The organism is Chryseotalea sp. (assembly GCF_057350905.1).
Genome location: NZ_JBMRCF010000003.1, coordinates 41,345 through 64,346 on the forward strand (window position 1 = coordinate 41,345; position 23,002 = coordinate 64,346).

Here is a 23,002-nt window from a genome sequence, read left to right on the forward strand (position 1 = left end):
AAACAATATGAAGAAATTTAAAATATTAACCCTGCTGCTGGCTTTAACAGCTTTTGGGTGCGAAGACTATCTTGATAAGTCTCCTTATGATATTATCACAGATGATATCGTAATATCCTCTGCTGAAGATGCAGAATCAGTGCTACTAGGAGCTTACAGTGCTATACAAAGTGTAGAAGCTTATGGTAACCAGATCGTAGGCAGTACAGGTATGCTAAGTGATGAGCTTGTGCACACAGGTTCATTCCCTACTGTAGCTGAGATGGATAATAACGCAGTGCTTTCCAATAACGTAACCATTCAAAATTTATGGGCAGCGTATTATGCGGGAATTTACATCACAAACATTGTGATTGAGCGCGTTGAATTAATTGAAATTGATCAGGAGTTCAAGAATCAATTGATAGGTGAGGCAAAATTCTTGCGTGCGCTTATGCACTTCGATTTAGCAAAACTTTTCGGAGGAATACCCTATGCTTCAACTTCAAGCTTAGCAACATTGCGTACAATTGATCGTACAGATATTGCAACTGTTTACAGCAACCTAATAGCTGATTTGAACGAATCTGCTACGCTTTTGGATGGTGTTGATCATGGTAATAAAAACAGAGCTAACGAGTGGGTGGCAAAAGCATTGCTGGCAAGAGTATTACTCTATAGTGGTAATGCTACACAGGCAGGAGTAGTTGCCAATGATGTAATAGTGAATGGCCCATACTCTTTAGAGGCTAACTATGCAGATGCATTTGTTGGTGGTTCTGATGAAGCAATATTTGAAGTTTTCTTTAGTGTACAAGATCAAAATCAAATGGCTTTCTGGTTCAGAACTGATGGTCGTTATGAATATGGTCCAAGCCCTGAAATTCAGGCTGCGTTTGAAGCAGGTGATGACAGAGCAGCCATGATTGCCCCAGTGGGTGATGGCCGTTTCCAAGTAGCAAAATACACTGATAGAGCTACAGGAACTGACCAAACTCCGGTGTTGCGTTTATCTGAGATGTACTTGATCAGAGCAGAAGCTAATATTGGTTCAGCAACTGCAGATAATGATGTTAACACAATTAGAAACAGAGCAGGTTTGGGAGATATAGCAGGTGTAACGCTTGATGATATTCTTCAGGAAAGATTCGTGGAGTTGTGCTTTGAAGGTCACCGTTGGAATGATCTGGTAAGAACAGGTCGCGCGAACACAGTAATGGCAGTTGTTAATCCAAATAACTGGCAAGCTACTGATGTATTGCTTCCAATACCTCAACGTGAAATTCAGCAGAACCCTACACTTGTAGGTAAGCAAAATCCTGGTTACTAATTTTAAACTGAAGGAAAATGAAAAAATCAATTAAACTAATGTTTAAAGCTGTTCTTCTTTCAGTAGCGGTGCTGTTTACAGCCTGTGAAGAAGAATTGACAGTATTTGAAGGACCATACCATGTAAGGTTCTCAGGAACAGGTGCTAATGTTAATGAAAACGCAACTACACAAACCACAGTTAGAATGCACTTTGCGGGTCCTGCGCCCACATCTGCAATCACTGTAGATTTTAGTGTTACCGGAGGAACCGCTGGAGTAGATTTTAACATGAGTGGAGGAACCTCTGCTACTATTCCAGCTGGCGATTTTTTTGCATCATTTACAGTTTCACCGATTAATAATCAGACTGCTTCTGGTAACAAAACAATCGTTTTTGAAATAACTAGTGTTTCAGGAGGAAATAGTGCAGGTCTTGGCCTTGTAGGTAAGAAATACACTTATACGATCGTTGATGACGACTGTCCTTTTGAGGCAGAGAATTTCACTGGAACTTATGACTGCGATGAACCAGGATACGGTGAGTACGAAGTTTCACTAGAGGCTGGCGATGAACCAAATACAATTGTCGTTACTAATTTCTGGGATTATGGATCAACTTCAATAGTAGTGGTTTTTGATCCTAACACTAATGTTGTTACAGTCCCTGATCAACCAATTGGTTTGAATGCTGGTGGATCTCCGCTTCACGCAGTTGGTAGTGGTACGTATACTGCTTGTAATGGAAACTTCCAGTATGATTACACTGTTTACAGACCGAGTGATGGAGCCGTTTTTGATGAGAATACTCACACCTACACTAGACAATAAATTCTAATTAATGCAAAAAGCATTTACCGATTTTCGGTAAATGCTTTTTCTTTTTTATATCGCTATGAAAAAAATACTTTTTGCTCTTGCTTTTCTTTTAACGTCTTATTTTTCTTTTTCTCAAAATGTATACTCTTCCGGTGCTGGTGGAGCCATGCTCTACCTTAAGCCAATGAAAAGTGGTCCACCTCCAGGTTTAAAAAGAGGAAGTTATGTAGGTGTCCATATTTTAGGCGATACCATCAGCCAATTAATGAATTCATTTGAAAAAAATTACGTTTATTATAAACAGTCGTCAGGCGCGTACCCGGTTGAAGAAAAGGTGGTATTAAAAACAGCACTCTATAAAAAAATTAAATCTTTCAATGAGTATGTCACAGACCTGCATACAAATGGAAAGGTCACAAGAGATGAAGCCTCTTCCCGGTTAAACAAGGTGTTGACAGTTGGTATTAAACTGATGAACTACGACACTAAACAGGTTGAGAAGGATGTTAAGAAGTTAAGCCAACCTGATGAATTTGAGAAGTACCTAGGCTCCATTGTGTTTAACTAGGCTACAGCAATTCGAAATTAGATTTAGTTGATAAGATGATGAGAAAATATTTTTTGATAACGCTGTTGTTTGTTTTTGTTTCTTCACAACTGTTTGCGCAGATCGAAATAAGAACGGGAAATGTGATTGAATGCGAAGTTAACAAGACGCCATCATCATTCGGTTTAAATAAACTTAACCGCATCAACTCGTTAACAACTCTCAAAAATTCTACGGCACGAACAAATGACGAAGAACCAATATTTGATGTGAAGTATACAGGCTTTACAGATGAGGCAAAAGCAGCATTTCAATATGCCGTTGATATTTGGGAGAAAAACCTGAAATCAGATGTGAAGATCAAGGTCTTTGCAAACTGGGCATTTGTAGAGAATATCAATACTCTGGCCTTTGTTACACCCACAGAAGTAAAGAATTTCGATGATGCTCCAATCAGAGATTTGTGGTATCCGGTTACTTTAGCTGAAAAGCTTGCAAGAAGGGACATCAATCCAACCACTGAGGCGGATATCGTGGCAACCTTCAACAATCGCAGAACTGACTGGTATTTTGGCTTGGATGGTAATTGCCCTGCAGATAAACTCGATCTTGTTACGGTTGTATTACACGAACTTGGTCATGGCTTGGGATTCTCTGGAACGTTTCGAGTGAACAACTCTAATGGAGCTTACGGACTGAGCGATGGAAATGCTAAAATTTATGATACATACTTGCGTAACGGATCTAATCAACTTTTACTTAATTTTCAGAACGGTAGCTTTGAACTGGGGAATCAGTTAATATCTAACAGTGTGGTATTTGAAAGCCCGGTAGCTAGAGTGCTGGCTAACACTTCGGCTAACCCACGTGTTTATGCACCAAGTCCTTATGCACCAGGCTCCAGTATTTCACACTTGGATGAGGGTACGTATGAAGATACACCAAATTCGTTGATGACTCCTTTTGCGTCTTATGGTAAAGTTGCCCATGATCCAGGTCCATTGGTAAGAGGTATCTTTTATGAGATGGGTTGGTTAAATACATTTATTGATCATGAGGCATTAGGCGATCGGGAGTCAAATACTGATATCCCCTTTAGTGTTACAATTTCGCAGGACACTGCTATCATTGAGTCGTCAGTCGCTTTACACTATTCTTTCAACAACTTTAGTACAGAGTCCGTTGTACAATTATCAAGTTCAGGTAATGGTTTGTTTGGAAGTACTGTTGCACTGCCGCAAACAGATAGTGAAATCTCTTATTTCTTTACCGTTACAGATGTGCTAAACAGAAGCTTCAGACTCCCAATAGCTGACGATGCGTATTTTTCGTTCTATGTCGGTACAGATTTGACAGCACCCTCCATTACACATGTTCCCAAAGAATTTATTCTTCCAATTGATGAATCGCTCACCATTGAGGCTGCTGTAACAGACAATATTGGTATTCAGGCTGTAACAGTTGAATACAAATTAAATGAATCAGGGGAAATTCAAGTACTAAATGCAATTGACCAGGGCAACGGCCTATACGAAGTAAGTTTAGACTTACTTAACATGGGAATAGCCTCTGGTGATATTCTTTATTATAGAATTATTGCAGTTGACAATTCAAGCTCACAAAATTCAAAGACGCAGCCTGCAACAGGTTTTTATCAAGTGCCTGTTAAAATATTTGAATCAACAATTTTGTATACGGATGACTTTGCGGAAGACTTGAGTAATTTCTTTGGAGATTTCTCAATTTCAAAACCCACAGGATTTACAAACAATGCTATTCATAGCCCACACCCTTACCCGGTAAGCAATGAGCCAGGAGTCAGTATAGATTTGATGTATACGCTCTTAGTACCAATTATAGTGGATGATGAAAATACGATAATTACATTTAACGAAGTAGTACTTATTGAGCCTGGTACTGGTACAGATTATACCAATCCTTTATTTAAAGATTATGTAATAGTGGAGGCAGCTATTTCTGGCACGCAGGAATGGGTTCCAATTGTGGATGGATATGATAGTAGAGCAGCCACTAAATGGATAGACTATTATAATGGACAAATCAGCAATGGCAACTCTAATGCAATAGGTACACTTAACTATTTTATTAATAGAAGAATTGATTTACTTAATCACTTTTCACCAGGTAATGAAATTCTGATTCGATTCAGGTTGCATTCTGATGAAGTAGGTAGAGGATGGGGTTGGGCTATAGATGATCTGACCATTCAGGAAGAGGTTGTATCAGTCGAAAAGATTATTGAAACCAAAAGATATTTATTTCCTAATCCGGCCAATACCGAACTAAGATTTGAATCAGAAACAGTCTCTGAGCTTTCGGTTTATAGATTAGATGGGAGGTTGATCGGGATTTTGAACAAGAATAGTGTGGACGGATCCTTTGACATCAATAATCTACAAGCAGGTCTTTACATTGCCCGGTATAACTTAAACGGTAAAATTGTTAGCGAGAAACTTCTAATCTCAAGATGATTTTATACATGATAATATTTAATAATAGTTAGAATTATTAACATTAAAATGACTGGCAAAATCAATTATTACTTCATCTAGCTTATTAACCTTAACAATCTTAATTCTAATTGAAGACTAGTTTGACTCTATCTTAGTTATAATAAGCTAAATCAATAGCCTCTTCCAATTGATGGTGCCTGAAGTTCTGTGAGATAATTAGATTAACCCACGACTAAGCAGTAGCCATTTCTAAAAAACTAGAGAATACAAAGCAATAATCGATTATCTGTATAAAAGTAGGCCTTGTAGAAGAAGAAAGATCCAATAAATCGAACGCTCTAAATTGTCAGACAGAATAGGCAAGTTAAACGCCAAATAATATTTTGTCCAGATCATTTTGTCTTATCCATTTCCTTGTTTTAGGCCTCTAGGGGCAAATATTTTTGATTAATACCGAATAATAGGGGATAAAAGGCTATGTAAAATTACCGTAATGTTATAAGTTTGGTTCCATTAAATAACATTAACCTAAAACAAATCTATGAGGAGAGTTTTACTATTGTTTACTGCTTCTCTTGTGTTGGTAGCTTCGGCTTTCGCTCAAGAGCGGTCAGTTTCCGGACGAGTGACTTCTGCCGAAGACGGCAGTTCATTACCCGGTGTGAATGTGGTTATTAAAGGAACCACAAACGGTACAGTTACCGATGCAGACGGTAATTACAAGCTAAGTGTGTCATCTTCTGCATCAGCTTTGGTATTTTCTTTCATCGGTTTGCAATCTAAAGAGGTTGTCATTGGCGATAGAACCACAGTGGATGTTTCCTTAGCATTAGACGTTACACAACTTTCAGAAGTTGTGGTGACTGAAACTGGTTATTCCCAGGAACGTAAGTTTCTAGGATCAGCAGCCACCTTAAAGGGTGATATCGTTGAACGTACCCCCATGGGTTCTTTGGATCAGTCTCTTCAGGGAAGAATTGCCGGTGTTTTGGTAAACTCAGGAAGCGGACAGCCAGGCTCTAGCGCTAACGTTAGAATTCGCGGTGTTTCTTCAATTTCTGGTGCAGGTGCACAACCACTTTATGTGGTTGATGGAGTACCTGTACTAGGTGATTTGTCAGGTATTAACCCTAACGATATTGTTTCCACCACTGTTCTAAAAGATGGTTCTTCTGGCGCCTTGTATGGTGCTCGCGGTGCTAACGGTGTAATCGTTATTACCACTAAAAAGGGACAGTCTGGCGTAAATGCTATCGACTACAGAACTCAGGTTGGTTATTCAATGCTGCCACAGCGTTCTAATTTCGATATGATGAACACTGAGCAGACCCTTCAATATGAAGAACGTTTGGGTTTGGCGGGTGTTGGTATTACAGGACCAGGATGGATTTATTCTCCACTCCACCCTACTTACGCAGCACAAACAGAACAGGTAAAAGCTGAGCGCGATGCATTATTGGCTGGCTTCAGAGCTAATAACCTAGATTATGAAGACATCCTCTTCCGCAATGGTGTTTCTACAACCAATGAATTAGTAGCCAGAGGTGGTACAGAGGACAGCAGATATTTTGCTTCTTTTAACGTTTTTGATCAGGAAGGTTTCGCAAGAGGTTCTGATTTTACCCGTTATACAGGTCGTGTAAACATCGATCAGAAAATTGGTAAGGTTCAAATGAATTTATCTTCTACGATTGTTAGCTCAGAAACTAATAGTAACACTGGAGATGTACTTGGAAACAGTGCACTTAACCCATTCCAGATTATTTGGAGAGCAAAACCGTATGAACCAGTTTATAAAGCAGATGGCTCATTGGATTTTGGTGCAAGTACTGCCTTAGTACCCAGAACAATTGCCAATGCCATGGAACGCACTGAAAACGCTATCTATAACAGAAAAGATTTCCGCATTTTAGGGGCCCTGGCTTTTAAATATGAAATCATGAAAGGCTTGAGCGTGAGAAACAGCTTTGGTGTAGATATCAACACAGCGCAGGGTATGTATTCTATCAAGCCAAATTCATATTCAGGTTCTGTGCAGACACAAAACTCAGGTTACCATGCAGAGAATGTTCGTAATAGCGGACAAATTATCAATACAACAAGTTTAAACTATGCCAACATCATAAATGATGTACATGAATTTGAAGTAGGCGCCTACTTTGAAGCAATTAAGGTTACCAACAATGGTCTTGGTTATACTTTATTTAATTTGGACAAGCGTTTGTCAGAGACAGGACAAGGCGCAAGCAATATCCCGACAACTGCAGGTCAGACAAGCTATCCTCAGAATGGTGGAGGTGCTAAATCACAATATGGTATCCGTTCTTATTTTGCTACAGGTCGTTACACTTACAACGATAAGTATACAGTAAACTTTAACGTAAGAAATGACGGTACATCGCGCATTTTAAATGATGCCAATAAAGAAATCCTTACCTGGTCAGCTGGTATTGGTTGGGATGTAACGAATGAATCTTTCATGCAGTCACAAAATATTGTTACTGATTTAAAGGTAAGAGCTACGTATGGAGAAGTACCAAACATTGGTAGTATCCCTGGTGCAAACTTCGGTCTTCCTGGTGGATTGTTTAGTGTGCCTAACTACTTAGGTCCGCAATTACCGTCTTTCGGTGCAAGCACTGCTTTTGCTGGCTCATCAATCCCTGGCCTTGTTCCAACAACACCAGGTAATCCTAACTTGAAAATCGAAACAGTACAGAAATATAACGTTGGTTTTGATGTGGCCTTGTTTAACAGAGCAAACTTAGTGGTGGATTTATATCAGAATACTACCATTGATTTGTTTGTGAATCAGCCATTAGGCGCAACAACAGGTTTTGGTGGTACATCTCTTCCAGTTAATGCTGGTAGAATGTCAAATAAAGGTATAGAGATTACCTTAAGTGGTGATATTTATAAGAGAGGAGATTTCTCTATTGATGCTAACTTTAATCATGCCATCAATGTGAATGAAATTGAAGACCTTGGTGCAGTAGATGAATATCCTACAGGAACTTTCTTGATTAAGAAGGGCATCCCTTATGGATCTCACTACACCTATGATTACATCGGTGCAGATCCTGCAACAGGTCAACCAGTATATCGTAAGGCTGATGGTACAACAACTTTCTCTCAGGCTGATGCAGGTCAGGTAGCTAATTTTGGTACCTTCCTTCCTAAGCACGTAGGTGGTTTTGGATTATCGGCTAAGTACAAGCGATTACAGTTGTCATCATTCTTTACCTACCAGTTTGATGTTGTAAGAAGCAATAACGTTTGGAACTGGGTGACACGTGGTACCCCTGGATATGCAAATGCTGTAAATCAAGCTACAGTTCTTTTAACAGAACAATGGCAACAACCAGGTGATGTTAAGTACTATCCTGCACCACAGTACGATAAAGGATTCACCTCAGCTGATTTGATGGATGCGAAATTCTTGAGATTCAGAGAATTGACAATTGCTTACACTTTCCCTAAAGTTTTGTTTGCCAAGGAAATTCGTGTCTATGCAAGAGGACAAAACCTGAAAATCTGGAGCCCTTGGAAAGGTTTAGATCCTGAAGATGATAACAACATCAGCTTACAGGAGTATCCTAACCCTAGAATGGTAGTGTTTGGTGTAGACTTTTCGTTTTAATTAATAAATAGGATAAGTAATGAAGAAGATATTTTCGTTTTTCCTGATCATAACCGCTTTGTGGGCAAGCTCATGCAGCGATTATCTGGAGTTTAAAGAAACTGATTTGATTGCAGGGGATGTAGCATTACAGACCGTGGCAAACAATGAATCAGCAATAATGGGCGCTTATGGTGCGGTTAGTGATTTAATGGCTGTGCTTTTAAATGCAGTATTCTCTGATGAAGTAAAGACAGCCGGAGAATTTTACAATGCCGCTACAGTTCATGAATGGTTATACGGACCTCAGGATGTTTCAATTCGTGATACCTATACGGCTATTAATCCTCAGTATACAATTATTGACCGTGTAAACAGAGTATTGGGCAGGGTTGATGTTGCGGATTCACTTCGCGTTGGTGATAATGTACTTAGAAAGAGATTGAAGGGTGAAGCTCTTTTCTTAAGGGCTTACGCACACTTCGAACTTTTCCGTTTCTATTGTGCCAAATACTCTGCTGATGGCTTGGCTATGCCTTATATGGAAAGCCCTGCTATGGGACCTCAGGCCAGAATTACCATGGCTGAGTACTTTCAGAAAATCAACAGAGATATCAATGATGCGAAAGCCTTATTACCTGCAACAATTGCAGATATTAACAGGGCCAACCTGGCATCAGCCAATGGTTTACACGCACGTGTAGCGCTCTACACAGGAGATTGGGCAGCGGCTGAAGCATACGCCACTAACTTTATTAACACTCCGGGCTTAGGGCTTTCTACCACAGCCAACTTTGCGGGTATCTGGACAGATGCAAACACGGCAGAGATTGCTTTCAGAACAATCAGAACAACAGCGACAGCACGTACTGGTAGCTTGTGGAGAAATACTTCTGCCAGCGCAGCCAACATTGGAACTGTTGTATGGACTGTAAGTAATAAACTATACGATTCATATGATCCTACGGATATTCGCAGAGCGGCTTACTTTACGACTGATGCAACACTGGCAGCAGCTAACAGACCTAATGCGAACCGTCCGGGCTTGATCATTAGAAAGTATGCAGGTGGAGCTTACGGAACGGCTACAGAGAATGTAACTAACTCTAAGATAATGCGTACCGCTGAAATGTATTTGATCAGAGCTGAGGCGCGTGCAGAGCAAAACCTGATTACAGGAGCGAACAGCGCAGAGAGCGATTTGAATGCATTAAGAGCAAACAGAATCCCTGGTTACGTGAATGTAACTTTAACATCAAGAGATGAGGCGATTACTGAAATCTTCAACGAGCGCTTTAAAGAGCTCGCGCTTGAAGGTCACCGTTTTTGGGATCTGAAGCGTAAAGGTTTTGCGGTGACACGCAATACAGAAGATGCTCCATCACCGGCATCAGCAACGTTACCAGCCAATGATTTTAGATTTGCATTGCCAATTCCACTTACTGAAATGAATGCAAATAAATTAATGAGGCAAAATGACGGTTATTAATTAATTCAGTAGTTCTATAGTGAGGAGGCTGCCCATAAGGCAGCCTCCTTTTTTTGTAATCTGTTGAGTTTTCTGGAATTGCCAATCACAAGAAAATGAAGGTAGAGAAATTAGCTTTTCTTAATTTATTGATCTGGAGACGCTGATCAACCCTACATATTCCTCCTATACTGCCCCCCAACTTCAAACAATGCTTTGGTAATCTGCCCCAGCGAGCAAACCTTACACGCTTCCATCAAGCCTTCAAAAATATTTTTGTTCTGCACGGCTGCTTCCTGGATTTGATTGAGTAATACATTTGCTTTTTCTCCATGGAATTGATGCAGAATATTTAACATCTTAATCTGATACTCTTTCTCTTTTGTAGTAGCACGAATTACTTCCTGTGGGATAATAGTGGGTGACCCCTTGCTGCTCAGGAATGTATTTACACCAATGATGGGGAATTCGCCCGTGTGTTTAAGTGTCTCGTAATACAAACTCTCCTCTTGAATTTTACCACGCTGGTACATGGTTTCCATCGCCCCCAATACGCCCCCACGTTCTGTAATACGATCGAACTCACTCAACACCGCTTCTTCTACTAAATCAGTAAGCTCTTCTATGATGAACGACCCCTGCAAAGGATTTTCATTTTTAGCCAAGCCTAATTCTTTATTGATGATAAGCTGTATAGCCATGGCCCTGCGCACACTTTCTTCTGTAGGCGTGGTAATGGCCTCATCGTACGCATTGGTGTGTAATGAATTACAGTTGTCGTAAATCGCGTATAAAGCCTGTAGCGTAGTACGAATGTCGTTGAAGTCAATCTCCTGCGCATGTAAGGAACGACCAGAAGTCTGAATATGGTATTTCAACATCTGACTCCGTGCATCTGCGCCATATTTATTCTTCATGGCTTTTGCCCACAACCTCCTGGCTACGCGACCAATCACGGCATACTCAGGGTCAATGCCATTGCTGAAGAAGAAAGAAAGGTTTGGCGCAAAAGCATTAATGTCCATACCACGACTTAGGTAGTACTCCACATACGTAAAGCCGTTAGCTAGTGTAAAAGCTAATTGTGTGATAGGATTAGCACCAGCTTCTGCAATGTGATAACCGGAAATTGAAACGGAATAGAAATTGCGAACATTGTTATCAATAAAGTATTGCTGTACATCGCCCATTAAACGTAAAGCGAACTCAGTAGAGAAGATACAAGTGTTCTGTGCCTGATCTTCTTTTAAGATATCTGCCTGCACCGTACCACGTACTTGTGTGAGCGTTTCTGCTTTTATTTTTTCATAAACATCCTTGGGCAACACCTGATCTCCGGTAACACCAAGCAGCATGAGTCCTAGGCCATCATTTCCTTTTGGTAAAGCACCCTGGTAACTTGGGCGTTCAGTTCCTTTTGCTTGATAGATCTTTTCAATCTTTTCGTTTACTTCTTTCTCTAAGCCATGCTGTTTAATGTAAATCTCACATTGCTGATCAATGGCTGCATTCATGAAGTACCCCAACAACATGGGGGCAGGACCATTGATGGTCATGGATACAGAAGTCTTTGGATCAGCCAGATTGAAACCGCTGTATAATTTTTTAGCATCATCTAAACAGCAAATGCTTACACCTGAGTTACCAATCTTACCATAAATATCAGGTCTGTAGTCAGGGTCATTGCCATAGAGTGTAACAGAGTCAAAGGCAGTAGACAAACGTTTCGCTGGCATCGAAGCACTGACATAATGGAAACGTCTGTTGGTTCTTTCAGGGCCACCTTCACCTGCGAACATACGCGTAGGATCTTCACCTTCTCGTTTGAATGGATAGATACCGGCTGTATAAGGGAATTCACCAGGAACGTTCTCTTGTAGGGTCCATTTTAATAAATCGCCCCAGCTTGAATATTTCGGCAGAGCAATTTTCGGAATCTGCTGATGCGATAATGACTCACTGTGCGTTTGAATGCCAATCTCCTTATCGCGTACCTTAAATTTGAAAAGGGGCTCTTTGTATTTTTTAATCACGTTTGGCCACTCTTCAATCAGCTTCCAGTTTTTCGGGTCAAGGTTTAGTTTAACGCGATCAAACTCTGCTTGTAAAACTTTGATAATGGCATCGTCAACATTAGAAAGCGTGTGCAATGTTTTGTTGATGGCATACAATTTTTCTGCCACCTCTGCCTGTTCATTCACCCACTGATCATACTTGCGGTTATTTTCAGAAATTTCACTGAGGTAACGTGTACGGTGTGGTGGTATTACAAAAATCTTCTCCGACATTTCGCGTGTAATGGCGAAAGTAGAAGTCAGGGCGGCACCTGTTTTCTCAACTACCTTATCAATGATGTGCTTGTATAATTGGTTCGTTCCAGGATCATTAAACTGCGAAGCAATGGTGCCAAATACTGGCATGTCTTCAGGCTTCTTATCCCATAGCTGGTGGTTGCGTTGATACTGTTTTTTTACATCACGCAATGCATCGAGAGCACCACGCTTGTCAAATTTATTTAAGGCAATCACATCGGCAAAATCGAGCATATCAATTTTTTCGAGCTGTGTGGCAGCGCCATATTCAGGGGTCATCACATATAAGGAAACATCGCTGTGATCTAGAATCTCCGTATCACTTTGTCCGATGCCTGATGTTTCTAAAATAATAAGATCGAAACCGGCTGCTTTCAACACCTGAATAGCCTCTTTTACATAAGCTGATAAAGCAAGATTGCTCTGGCGTGTGGCCAATGAGCGCATGTACACACGTGAATTGTTAATGGCATTCATGCGAATGCGATCGCCCAATAAAGCACCGCCTGTTTTACGTTTGGATGGATCAACAGAAACTAATCCTATCTTTTTATCTTGAAAATCAACCAGAAATCTGCGTACCAGTTCATCTACCATGGATGATTTACCGGCACCCCCTGTTCCGGTGATACCTAAAACTGGTGCTTTTGAATTAGCTGCTTTCTTATTAATGTCAGCAAAAGCAACTTTGTGCTTATCGAAATAATTCTCAGCAGCAGAGATCAATTGAGCAATCATAACATGATTGTCCGTTGTCAATTGTCCATTGTCAATTTTTTCTCCTGTTGGATAATCGCTTTGTTGCACCAGGTCATTAATCATGCCCTGCAAACCCATGGAGCGACCATCGTCAGGTGAGTAGATGCGTGTGATGCCATAGTCCATCAACTCTTTAATCTCATCAGGTAGAATTACACCACCTCCGCCACCAAATATTTTAATGTGTCCTGCTCCTTTTTCTTTCAGCAAGTCGTACATGTATTTAAAATACTCATTATGACCGCCTTGGTAGCTGGTCATCGCAATGGCTTGGGCATCTTCCTGTATGGCGGTGTTCACTACTTCTTCCACACTGCGATCGTGACCCAAATGGATTACCTCTACTCCCGTAGATTGTATGATCCTGCGCATGATGTTGATAGCAGCATCGTGCCCATCAAACAAACTTGCAGCCGTTACAATGCGCACTTTATTGACTGGCTTATAGGGTTCCGGGGCGCTATGTCCTGCCATGCTTGCTTTTTTGTCAGCCTTTGGAGGATTAATGGTTGCAGTGCTCATGAAATATCAATTTTAAAGCTCAAAAATACGGATTAGGTCAGGATTAAGCTAACAATGGTTAGGGGGCTTATTTGGGTATTTTACAGGCCAATATTGCGATTTACCGATGATTCCCACCTGGATCAAGACTATGCCGCAAAAATGATCGTATGTATAAGAAACCAAACATACTTAACATGAGAAAATTGAATTTGATAGTGATTGTAGGCTTGTTGTTTTTGGGGACTTCTGCTATGGCACAAGAAACTGCCTTTGGTGTAAAGGGTGGCTTAAATTTAAGTGAAATAAAAATTGATGATCCTGAAGCAAGCTATAATTCAAAGACAGGTTACCATGCTGGTATTTTTGTAAGAGGTAAATTTGATAAAGTAGCCATACAGCCTGAATTACTTTTGTATACGCAGCGTGGTGATTTCTCAGGCCCTGGTTATACCGGAAATGAAGACTTCACCTATCTAACCATACCCCTGATGGTAAAGTTTTATCCGGTGATGGGACTCAATCTTCAGGTAGGACCCCAATTTGGTTTCTTGTTGGATGGGGAACGCACGGCTAACACTGTATTCGGCACAGTTAAACAAGATATTAAAGATCAATATGAGTCCAGCGACTTCGCAGTCTCTGCAGGTGCCGGTTATGATTTCTCTTTTGGCTTAAGCCTGGATGCACGCTACAACATTGGAGTAAAGGATATTAATAATGCCACCAATGGTGACGAAGCCAAAAGCAGGGTGTTTTTGATTTCAATTGGCTGGAATTTTCTGAAGTAAGACTTGGGGTTAAAAGAAGCTCACTCAGATTCATTGGGCTAAGTTAAAGTACCACGAAGGCTTAGGGTTGATACGAGGGTAAACGCTTTCCGGACTTGACTAGCTTATCCACTTAAACAAAGGGGATGACAGTGCTAAACTGTAATGAATTTTGGGTGGCTTCTTTTTCTTTTAATTAAAGTAGTTGTTTCTTCGCAGCAATCATGAATTATCCGGTTGCTGATATTATTCCTGCCTTACGCGAAAAATTGCAATCTGACAAGATTGTAATTTTACAAGCGCCTCCCGGTGCGGGTAAATCAACCATTGTACCGCTCGAGTTATTGGCTGAGGGCTGGCTTGCAGCGCAAAAAATAATCATGCTTGAGCCACGAAGACTGGCCGCAAAATCTGTGGCACAACGCATGGCTTCTATGCAGCAGCAGGAAGTAGGGGAGAAGGTTGGTTATCGCGTGCGCTTCGATACTAAAGTAGGTCAGCAAACAAAACTGGAAGTAGTAACAGAAGGGATATTAACCCGCATGATTCAAAGTGATAATGCTTTGGAAGGTGTTGGCTTAGTGATCTTTGATGAATTTCATGAACGCAGTTTGCAAGCCGACCTGGCACTTGCTTTATGCTTGCAAGTTCAAAATGTTTTGCGTCCTGATTTGCGTATTTTAATCATGTCTGCAACCTTGGATGCAGAAGGATTAAAAAAAGTATTGGGTAATGAAGTGCCTGTGCTGACCAGTGAAGGAAAACAGTTTCCTATCAGAACACAATACCTGGCACAAAAAGAAGAGGAGTGGTTGAATAAGCGTGTAGTTTCTGCCATTCGAAAAGCAATTAATGAAGAGGAGGGCGATGTATTGGTTTTTCTTCCCGGTGCCGGAGAAATTCAGCGAGTAGCTGATGACTTAGAACAATTAAACTTAAATATTCGTCTGCATACCTTATACGCAGATTTACCTTACAAGCAACAAGAAGAAGCGCTTTTACCCAATCGCGAGGGCATCAGAAAAATTGTATTGTCAACGTCTATAGCAGAAACATCTTTAACCATTGAAGGTGTGAAGGTGGTGATTGATTGTGGGTATGCACGTGTACCACGTTTTGATATCCGAAGTGGCTTAACGCGATTAGAGACAATCCGCATTACAAAAGATTCAGCAGACCAGCGAAGAGGAAGGGCAGGGCGTTTAGGGCCGGGGGTGTGTTACAGGTTGTGGGCTGAAAACCTGGCGCTGGTGCAGCAGCGTAAACCAGAAATACTGGAGGCAGATTTATCATCGCTTGTATTGGAGTTGATGCAATGGGGCATTAAAGAGATTGACGAGTTAACCTGGATCACTTCTCCGCCTATCGGGGCCTGGAGTCAGGCGAAAGAATTGTTGCAACAACTCGGTGCTATTGACAAAAATGTAATTACACAGCAGGGTAGACAAATGTTGTCTTTGCCAACACATCCGCGCATAGCCCATATGTTGACAACTACACCCAAGCATAAGGCCATGCTTTCCTTGGTGTGTGATCTGGCAGCTGTATTGGAGGAACGAGATCCTTTGCAAAAGGAATCTGGTGTAGACGTGGCTTTACGTGTAGAAGCACTGCAGAAATTCAGAAAAGGAGACCGCTATTTTGCTGATAGAAATATTATTACACGCATAGAAAAATTATCAGCACAATGGCGTAAGGCTTTAAAAGCAGAAGCGTATAATGAAGATAATCTGAATCATCATTTAGGAGAGTTGTTGTTGTCGGCTTATCCGGAGCGCTTAGCCCAACAGTTAGAAAAACATGGCGAGCGATATAAGATGGCCAATGGTCGAGTGGTAAAATTACCTGCCAATGATCCTTTGATGCGCGAAACCTGGTTGTGCATCGCTCAGGTAGATGCAGGACAGAAAGAAGGCAAAATATTTTTGGCCGCAGCGGTGGATGAAAAATCGCTGAAGCCTTTGGCAAAGGAACAAGAAGTGGCTATTTGGGATGATGAACGAGAAATGGTGGCAGCCTTTACAACATGGAGAATTGGTAATGTTGTCATCGATAAAAAGCCGGCTGCAAAACCAGCCGCAGAGCAAACTCAACAAATTCTGATAGAAACTATTCAGGCAAAAGGCTTGAAGTACTTGGGTTTTGACGAAACGCACGAGCAATGGCAAGCGCGTGTGTTATGTTTAAAACAATGGAGAGAGCTAGAGGCATGGCCGGATGTATCGGAAAAAACTTTATTAGAAAAATTACCAGAATGGCTCACGCCTTACTTAAACAACATTTACAAAAAATCAGATTTGTTAAAACTTGATTTATTAATGATGCTTCAAAGCATACTGCCTTGGGAACTATCAAATAAATTAAATGAATTAGCACCTCCCAGACTAAGTGTTCCTAGTGGTTCTGATATTAAACTTCAGTACTTCGCTGATGGCAGACCACCTGTAATGGAAGTTCGTTTACAGGAGATGTTTGGTCTGTTAGAAACACCTGCTGTGAATGAAGGAAGAAATAAGATAATGTTGCACCTACTTTCTCCTGGCTATAAACCTGTGCAGGTAACGCAGGACTTAAAAAGTTTTTGGCAGAACACCTATCACGAAGTTAGAAAAGAATTAAGGATGCGCTATCCCCGACACCATTGGCCGGAAGATCCATGGACAGCGGAAGCGGTGAGAGGAGTGAAGCGGAGTAGAGGCTAGAAACTCGAGGTTCGATGTTCAAAGCTGGATGTTGAAGGACTCGAGTTTCAATAGTTGGAAAATAGATGTTGATGACTAGAATAAAAGTTGCTTTTAGAATTGAAAAGTATTTTCTAAAATCTAAAATCTAAAATCTAAATTACTTCAACAACTCCCTCAGCTTCAAAATCTCCTCTTTATTCTTTTGTGTATTAATATTTTCAACAACCCCGGCTTTTTCACGTGCCGTTAATCGCCAGCTAAGGGAAGCGCGTGCATTGGTCTGACGTATGCTGTCCATTTCATTTAAAATATCCACATAGGTTTCGGCTTGATACTGAATATCAATGCGATCGATGGGTTGCTTAAACCATGTTTTGGTGTATCCAAAAAGATTGTCGCTGGTGATATCCTGAAAATTTTCAAAGTTGTTATACACACTGCTGATGGGTTGTGAAAAACTATCGAGAATAGTCTGGCCAATTTTTTCTTTTACACTGCTGAGCTTGGGTGAATCTCTGATAGATACAATGACAACACCAGAAGTATTTTCTTCAATCCACTCATGAAAGGAATAAAGAAAACGCATAGCATCACTCAATCCAAAATTATCAGAGATACCTGCATCCATCATTTCTACAGGTGGCTCCGTGGGAAGTGTTGTTGTAGGTGTGATGTAAGGAAAAGTGGCACTCATGCGAAGCGCTGATAAAAACCGCAAACTATCCCCCTGCTGCTCTTTAAATAAAGTCATGAAATCAACACCACTGATTTTTGTATTGTTATAATTGTCGTAATTCAGTAAATCGCTGTTCATGTAAGCAACAGGAAGTGCACTGATGTAAATTTTTCTACCATCATTTACAACTGTGGGCGTAAGAATAAGCATAGGGATGGTGGCGTTTAGTTCATAGGGAACATATGCCCTTACAGGTTTATCCATCAGTCCCTCGGTAATCTGATTTAGCTGGTCTTCAAAAGTGTAAGCGCGATCCCTCGTATATTCAATGCCTGCATATTGAAATTTATTAAAGCCAACAAATAGATCGTTCGCCAGTAAACTAAAAATGAGTGGGTTTAGATTATCTGTAGATATTTTCTGACGGTGACTGGCATGGTAAGGATTGATTTTTTCCTGAAGCTTCTCTCTTAACTTTAATTCCCTGAAATAGCTGGCACCAATCAAACCGCCTGACGCACCGGTTATCAGCATGGTATGATTAAACAAGGCGCCATGGCTTAAGCTATCGGCAGTTTGCAGTGCGTTTAAAGACCATAATGCGGCCCGCTTACCACCACCGCTCACACAAACAAAAACCATTTTTGGTTTTTGACCTGCTGGAAATTTATTACGCCAGTTTTGTAAGGCTTGTAAGGTTAACTGTTGGTCGGCTTTTATATGGGTGCTGTCATTTAATATTCGCAGGTTATCAATGGTATATGGTGCAGGCTCTTTTTTGTAATCCAGACCAAAGGCTTGGTACTTTTTATTAAAGAAACCAGCACCAGTTAATCCATTAATAAAAAGGAAAATGACTAATCCTGCCGAGAGTGACCAGCCACCAAACCAATAAGAGAAGGCTCCGGTGATCATCATGAGTATGGTAAGCAGAATCATGAAGCTGGCACCTACCGGTAATTGAAAAGCAGCAAAGTCTTTAAAAATGCCTAAGATGAGGACAAACACAAAAATGAATGCCTGAATGATAATGAGGTTAAAATGATTTTGATCAAAAACCTGAAGTACAGTTGCTTTGTCATAGAATGCAGTATCATCTGTCTTTTTAAATCGGCCATCATAGTCCAGATAATTATCAACACGCACTTGCTTTTTTCTGGCAATGTCTAATTTTTTCAATGCACTGGCCCTGGTCACCTGCACATTGGATTTTATCTTCTCATCAATGCGACAGACTACATATTTAAAAATGTCTTTGTTAGTAAACCAGAAATAGGCAGCAAAGATTAAAGTCATGAAAATAAAACCTATAACAAAACCACTGATGTTAATAAAAACCTGCTGTGGCGTGGAGTACTGGTTATTCAGCTGAAACCGAATCATCTCGTATAAATAAAGCACCAGAAAGATGACTGGCAACAAACTGTTATTCAGTGAAAACTTAGTGAAGGGTTTGGGTAAGGCTCCGATAAAAGAAAAGCGATGGCCATCGGTTATATAGCAAGTAATATGAAATGCCGTAGTGAGGCCAGCAGTGGTAATGCCCACAATAAAAAAGCTGGTAAAGTTGACTTTGTTTAAATATTCAGGATCTAAAAACAAATAAGGTATACCCATGTACCGGCCGATGTTTCCGGTAATCATCGCAACCAGGACGACCCAGAAAAGAAGTAAAAAATGATTTCGCTTTAAGTTGTTGAGTAACAACTGTATGGGAAAAGAATAAAAGAAAGCAGAGAGGGTACGATTAATAAAACTCATAGACAATATCAATTTATGGATTTTAAACAGAATCCAAAGCTCTAGAATAGTAAATTGTGTCAGTATTTGTCCGTGAAAATACTTTTCTTGCCTTTGCATGCGCGATAGACTCTTTACGATTTACCGGTCATCAGCTGGTTCGGGCAAGACCCGCACCCTGGCCAAGGCTTATTTAAGTCTGGCGCTGCGTTTTCGTGCTGATTATTATAAGCATATTCTTGCGGTAACCTTTACCAATAAGGCTACACAGGAAATGAAAACACGCATTTTGCAATACCTGAATGCGTATGCGATGGGCAAAAATGATGCATTGGCTTTGGAATTGATGCAGGAGTTAAAACTTGATCCGCTCACTTTTAAAGAACGAACAAATGAATTGCGTGCCGATATTCTTCATAATTACTCCCAATTTGCGATTAATACCATCGATGCCTTCTTTCAAAAGGTAATCCGTGCCTTTACACGCGAAGCAGGATTGTCGGGTGACTATCGCTTGGAGATTGATCAAGACCAGGTAACGGAAGAAGTTATCAATAAACTCATTGATGAACTGGGCAGCAACGAACAATTGACCAAGTGGTTGATTGAGTTTGCTAAAGATAATTTAGAAAATGATCGGCCTTGGGATGTACGCAGCAACCTGTTGGATTTCGCCAGAGAAATTTTTAAGGAAGAGTTCAGGGCAATTGAGGATGAGTTACTTCGCACAACGGCAGCGCCTGATTTTTTTAAAAATCTGCAGACCTCGCTAAGAAAGAAAACGCATAGCTTTACTGCAACGGCTAATAAGTTTTGCAATCAGGCTATTTCAATTATTCAAGAAAATGACTGGGATAGGCCAGACTTCAAATATGCAGGTGGTGGTGTATATGGTTGGTTGTTAAAAGTTGAAAAGTTTAATGGCGTTAGTGATTTTGAAGAAAAGGAAATTGGCACAAGACCCAGAAAAGATTATCAAGAGGCGAAAAACTGGCCCTCAAAAGATTCAGCATTCGCAAAAGCTATTGTTGACAAAGCTGAAAGTACACTTATACCCATTTTAAATTCATTGCTTGATTTCCGCGATAAGCATTATCAGGACGCTTTGTCGGCAGAAGTTGTGTTAGCGAATTTTTATGCTTTCGGTCTACTGGCTGATTTGTCTCGTAAGCTGCGTGAATACAAGGAAGAGAACAACATGATGTTGCTGGCAGATGCGCCAAAATTTTTACAGGGCATTATTCAGGACAGCGACACGCCTTTTATCTATGAGAAAGTAGGTTCCTTCTATAAAAACTATTTGATCGATGAGTTTCAGGATACTTCACGCATGCAGTGGAGTAACTTCAAACCTCTTCTCATCAATAGCCTCGACCAGGGTTATCCAGCCATGGTAGTTGGCGATGTTAAACAATCCATCTACCGTTGGCGTGGAGGCGACTTACAATTATTACAACAAGATGTTGAACAACACATCGGGTCTGAGCGAGTAGAGGTAAAAGAGTTATCCAGTAATTACAGAAGCGCACCGATTGTTGTCAATTTCAATAATAACTTTTTTAAGGCCATAGCCGAATATGCCAAAGCAGAAACGGGTGAAGCGCTATTGTTGGATACCTATCGGGATGTAGCGCAGCTGACATCCAAGAAAGATGTTGGCTATGTAAAGGCGCAGTTTATCAGAAAGCCCGAAGATGATACTACCTGGAAACAAGAGGCCTTGATGGCACTGGTGAAACAGATAGAAGATTTGCAAGACCTTGGCGTGCCGCTTCGCGACATGGCTTTGCTGGTTAGAAATAACAGAGAAGGGGTAGAGGTAGCTGAGTTTCTGCTGAATTATAAAAACACTTCGGGTAAAAATACATATCGCTACGATGTAATATCCAGCGAATCACTGCGATTGGATGCGGTGCCAACGGTATCGGTATTGGTAAGTGCTTTACAGTTTCTGATTAATTCAGAGGATAGTATTGCCAGGGCACAATTGAGTTACGATTATGCCAGATTGCAACACGAGCATATTGACTTGCACAACGTATTCTCTATTGGCGACAGATCTGTATTCCTGAAAAAACTTCCTGTTGCCTTTACAAAAGAGATGGCGCGACTGAAGAAAATGCCTTTGTTCGAGATCACTGAAATGCTCATCAAGATTTTTGATTTGGGAAGATTCAAAGGTGAGTTGGTTTACTTGCATACCTTTCAAAATCTGGTGCTGGAATTTTATACACAAGAGCGTAACGATATACGGTCCTTTTTAGATTGGTGGGAAGATAATAAAGAGAAAAAATCCATTCAGGTGTCCGGTGATGTAGACGCCATGCAGATTTATACCATCCATAAATCGAAAGGCTTGCAGTTTAAATATGTGTTCATGCCTTTTTGCTCCTGGGATATCGATCATAAAGCCATGATGGCGCCAACTTTATGGGCACATTATGAAATTGATGATAAAAGCATTGTTGTTCCTGTAAAATATGCTTCTAAACTTGAGGATACTGTTTTTGCAGAAGCCTACAAAGAAGAACGGACGAGATCTTATCTGGACAATTTAAATCTTTTGTACGTAGCTTTTACGAGGGCAGAAAAGGCGCTGATCATTTTTGCTCCGGAACCTAAGGGTGCAAAAGAAAAAACAGTCGCTGCACTTTTATTCAAAGCCCTATCTGCTGATGAGATTTTATCCATGCATTGGAATGAAGGATCTTTGCTATGGATAGAAGGCAGTCTGGAGAAAGCTAAAACAAGTACTGCTCCTAAGGATGATCATATTCTTTCACTGGAAAGTTATGAGGTGAGTGCCTGGCGGCAACGCCTTTCTTTACGCCTTTCGGCTGACTCACCCTTTAAGACAGATACGCTCATAGACGAAGGGAGTAGAAAAAAGGGGGTGCTCATGCATACACTTTTCGCACAAATTAAATACAAGTCTGAAGCTGAACACGTTTTTAATCAAGCTTTACAGCGGGGTCTAATTAATCAGGAAGAGCAGACATCCATCTCAAATCAATTTTATCAACTATTGAGCAATCCACAGATAGCGACATGGTTTGATGAAGGTTGGGAGGTAAAAACCGAAGCACCTATTTTAATTCCGAATAGTCGCGATGTGCGCATTGATCGCATCATGATAAAGAATGATCAGGCCATTGTCATTGATTACAAAACAGGTGAGCCCAGAGAAGAAGATCAGGAACAAGTGCATACCTATATGCGCATTTTATTCAGCATGAATTTTATGAAAGTAGAAGGTTTCGTACTCTATTTGAATACAGGTGAAGTAATACCAGTAAAAGCAGAAACATCAAAGAAGGGACAAAATCAGTTGGGTTTAGGTATATAA

11 protein-coding genes are annotated in these 23,002 nt (G+C 40.6%); 9 read left to right on the forward strand and 2 right to left on the reverse strand.

The window, feature by feature from the left end; all coding sequences use genetic code 11:
• The first annotated feature begins 7 nt into the window (after nucleotides 1-7).
• From ACO1XM_RS05985 to ACO1XM_RS06010, 6 genes are all read left to right on the forward strand, one after another.
• Entirely contained in the window at nucleotides 8-1,309 is a 1,302-nt protein-coding gene (locus tag ACO1XM_RS05985; RefSeq protein ID WP_486226862.1) for a RagB/SusD family nutrient uptake outer membrane protein, read from the forward strand.
• 17 nt (nucleotides 1,310-1,326) lie between these two features.
• Nucleotides 1,327-2,118, forward strand: a complete 792-nt coding sequence (locus ACO1XM_RS05990) for a hypothetical protein (protein WP_486226864.1) — start codon at nucleotides 1,327-1,329, stop codon at nucleotides 2,116-2,118.
• A gap of 64 nt (nucleotides 2,119-2,182) precedes the next feature.
• Nucleotides 2,183-2,674 (forward strand): hypothetical protein, encoded by a 492-nt coding sequence (locus ACO1XM_RS05995; protein WP_486226866.1) that lies wholly within the window; start codon nucleotides 2,183-2,185, stop codon nucleotides 2,672-2,674.
• 38 nt (nucleotides 2,675-2,712) lie between these two features.
• A complete protein-coding gene (locus tag ACO1XM_RS06000) occupies nucleotides 2,713-5,145 on the forward strand; it encodes a T9SS type A sorting domain-containing protein (protein ID WP_486226868.1) in 2,433 nt (810 codons plus the stop codon).
• A gap of 523 nt (nucleotides 5,146-5,668) precedes the next feature.
• Nucleotides 5,669-8,767: a SusC/RagA family TonB-linked outer membrane protein gene (locus ACO1XM_RS06005; RefSeq protein ID WP_486226870.1), complete on the forward strand. Its 3,099-nt coding sequence runs from the start codon at nucleotides 5,669-5,671 to the stop codon at nucleotides 8,765-8,767.
• A gap of 19 nt (nucleotides 8,768-8,786) precedes the next feature.
• The gene (locus tag ACO1XM_RS06010) at nucleotides 8,787-10,235 is read left to right on the forward strand and encodes a RagB/SusD family nutrient uptake outer membrane protein (RefSeq protein WP_486226872.1); all 1,449 of its coding nucleotides are present in this window, start codon (nucleotides 8,787-8,789) and stop codon (nucleotides 10,233-10,235) included.
• A gap of 152 nt (nucleotides 10,236-10,387) precedes the next feature.
• Here ACO1XM_RS06010 and ACO1XM_RS06015 read toward each other — a convergent pair whose 3' ends face one another.
• Nucleotides 10,388-13,759, reverse strand: a complete 3,372-nt coding sequence (locus ACO1XM_RS06015) for a methylmalonyl-CoA mutase family protein (protein ID WP_486227096.1) — start codon at nucleotides 13,757-13,759, stop codon at nucleotides 10,388-10,390.
• Between the two features lie 224 nt (nucleotides 13,760-13,983).
• Between ACO1XM_RS06015 and ACO1XM_RS06020 the strand changes: the two genes are divergently transcribed.
• Nucleotides 13,984-14,577 carry a porin family protein gene (locus tag ACO1XM_RS06020; RefSeq protein WP_486226874.1) on the forward strand — a complete coding sequence of 198 codons (594 nt, stop codon included), beginning with the start codon at nucleotides 13,984-13,986 and terminating at the stop codon, nucleotides 14,575-14,577.
• A gap of 203 nt (nucleotides 14,578-14,780) precedes the next feature.
• A complete protein-coding gene (gene hrpB, locus ACO1XM_RS06025) occupies nucleotides 14,781-17,258 on the forward strand; it encodes an ATP-dependent helicase HrpB (RefSeq protein WP_486226876.1) in 2,478 nt (825 codons plus the stop codon).
• Nucleotides 17,259-17,397: 139 nt separating this feature from the next.
• Here the strand turns inward: hrpB and ACO1XM_RS06030 are convergent, their stop codons facing one another.
• Nucleotides 17,398-19,677 (reverse strand): patatin-like phospholipase family protein, encoded by a 2,280-nt coding sequence (locus ACO1XM_RS06030; protein WP_486226878.1) that lies wholly within the window; start codon nucleotides 19,675-19,677, stop codon nucleotides 17,398-17,400.
• A 97-nt stretch (nucleotides 19,678-19,774) separates the two neighbouring features.
• Here ACO1XM_RS06030 and ACO1XM_RS06035 point away from each other — a divergent pair, with 97 nt between their 5' ends.
• On the forward strand, nucleotides 19,775-23,002 hold the full coding sequence (locus ACO1XM_RS06035) for a UvrD-helicase domain-containing protein (RefSeq protein ID WP_486226880.1): 3,228 nt from the start codon (nucleotides 19,775-19,777) through the stop codon (nucleotides 23,000-23,002).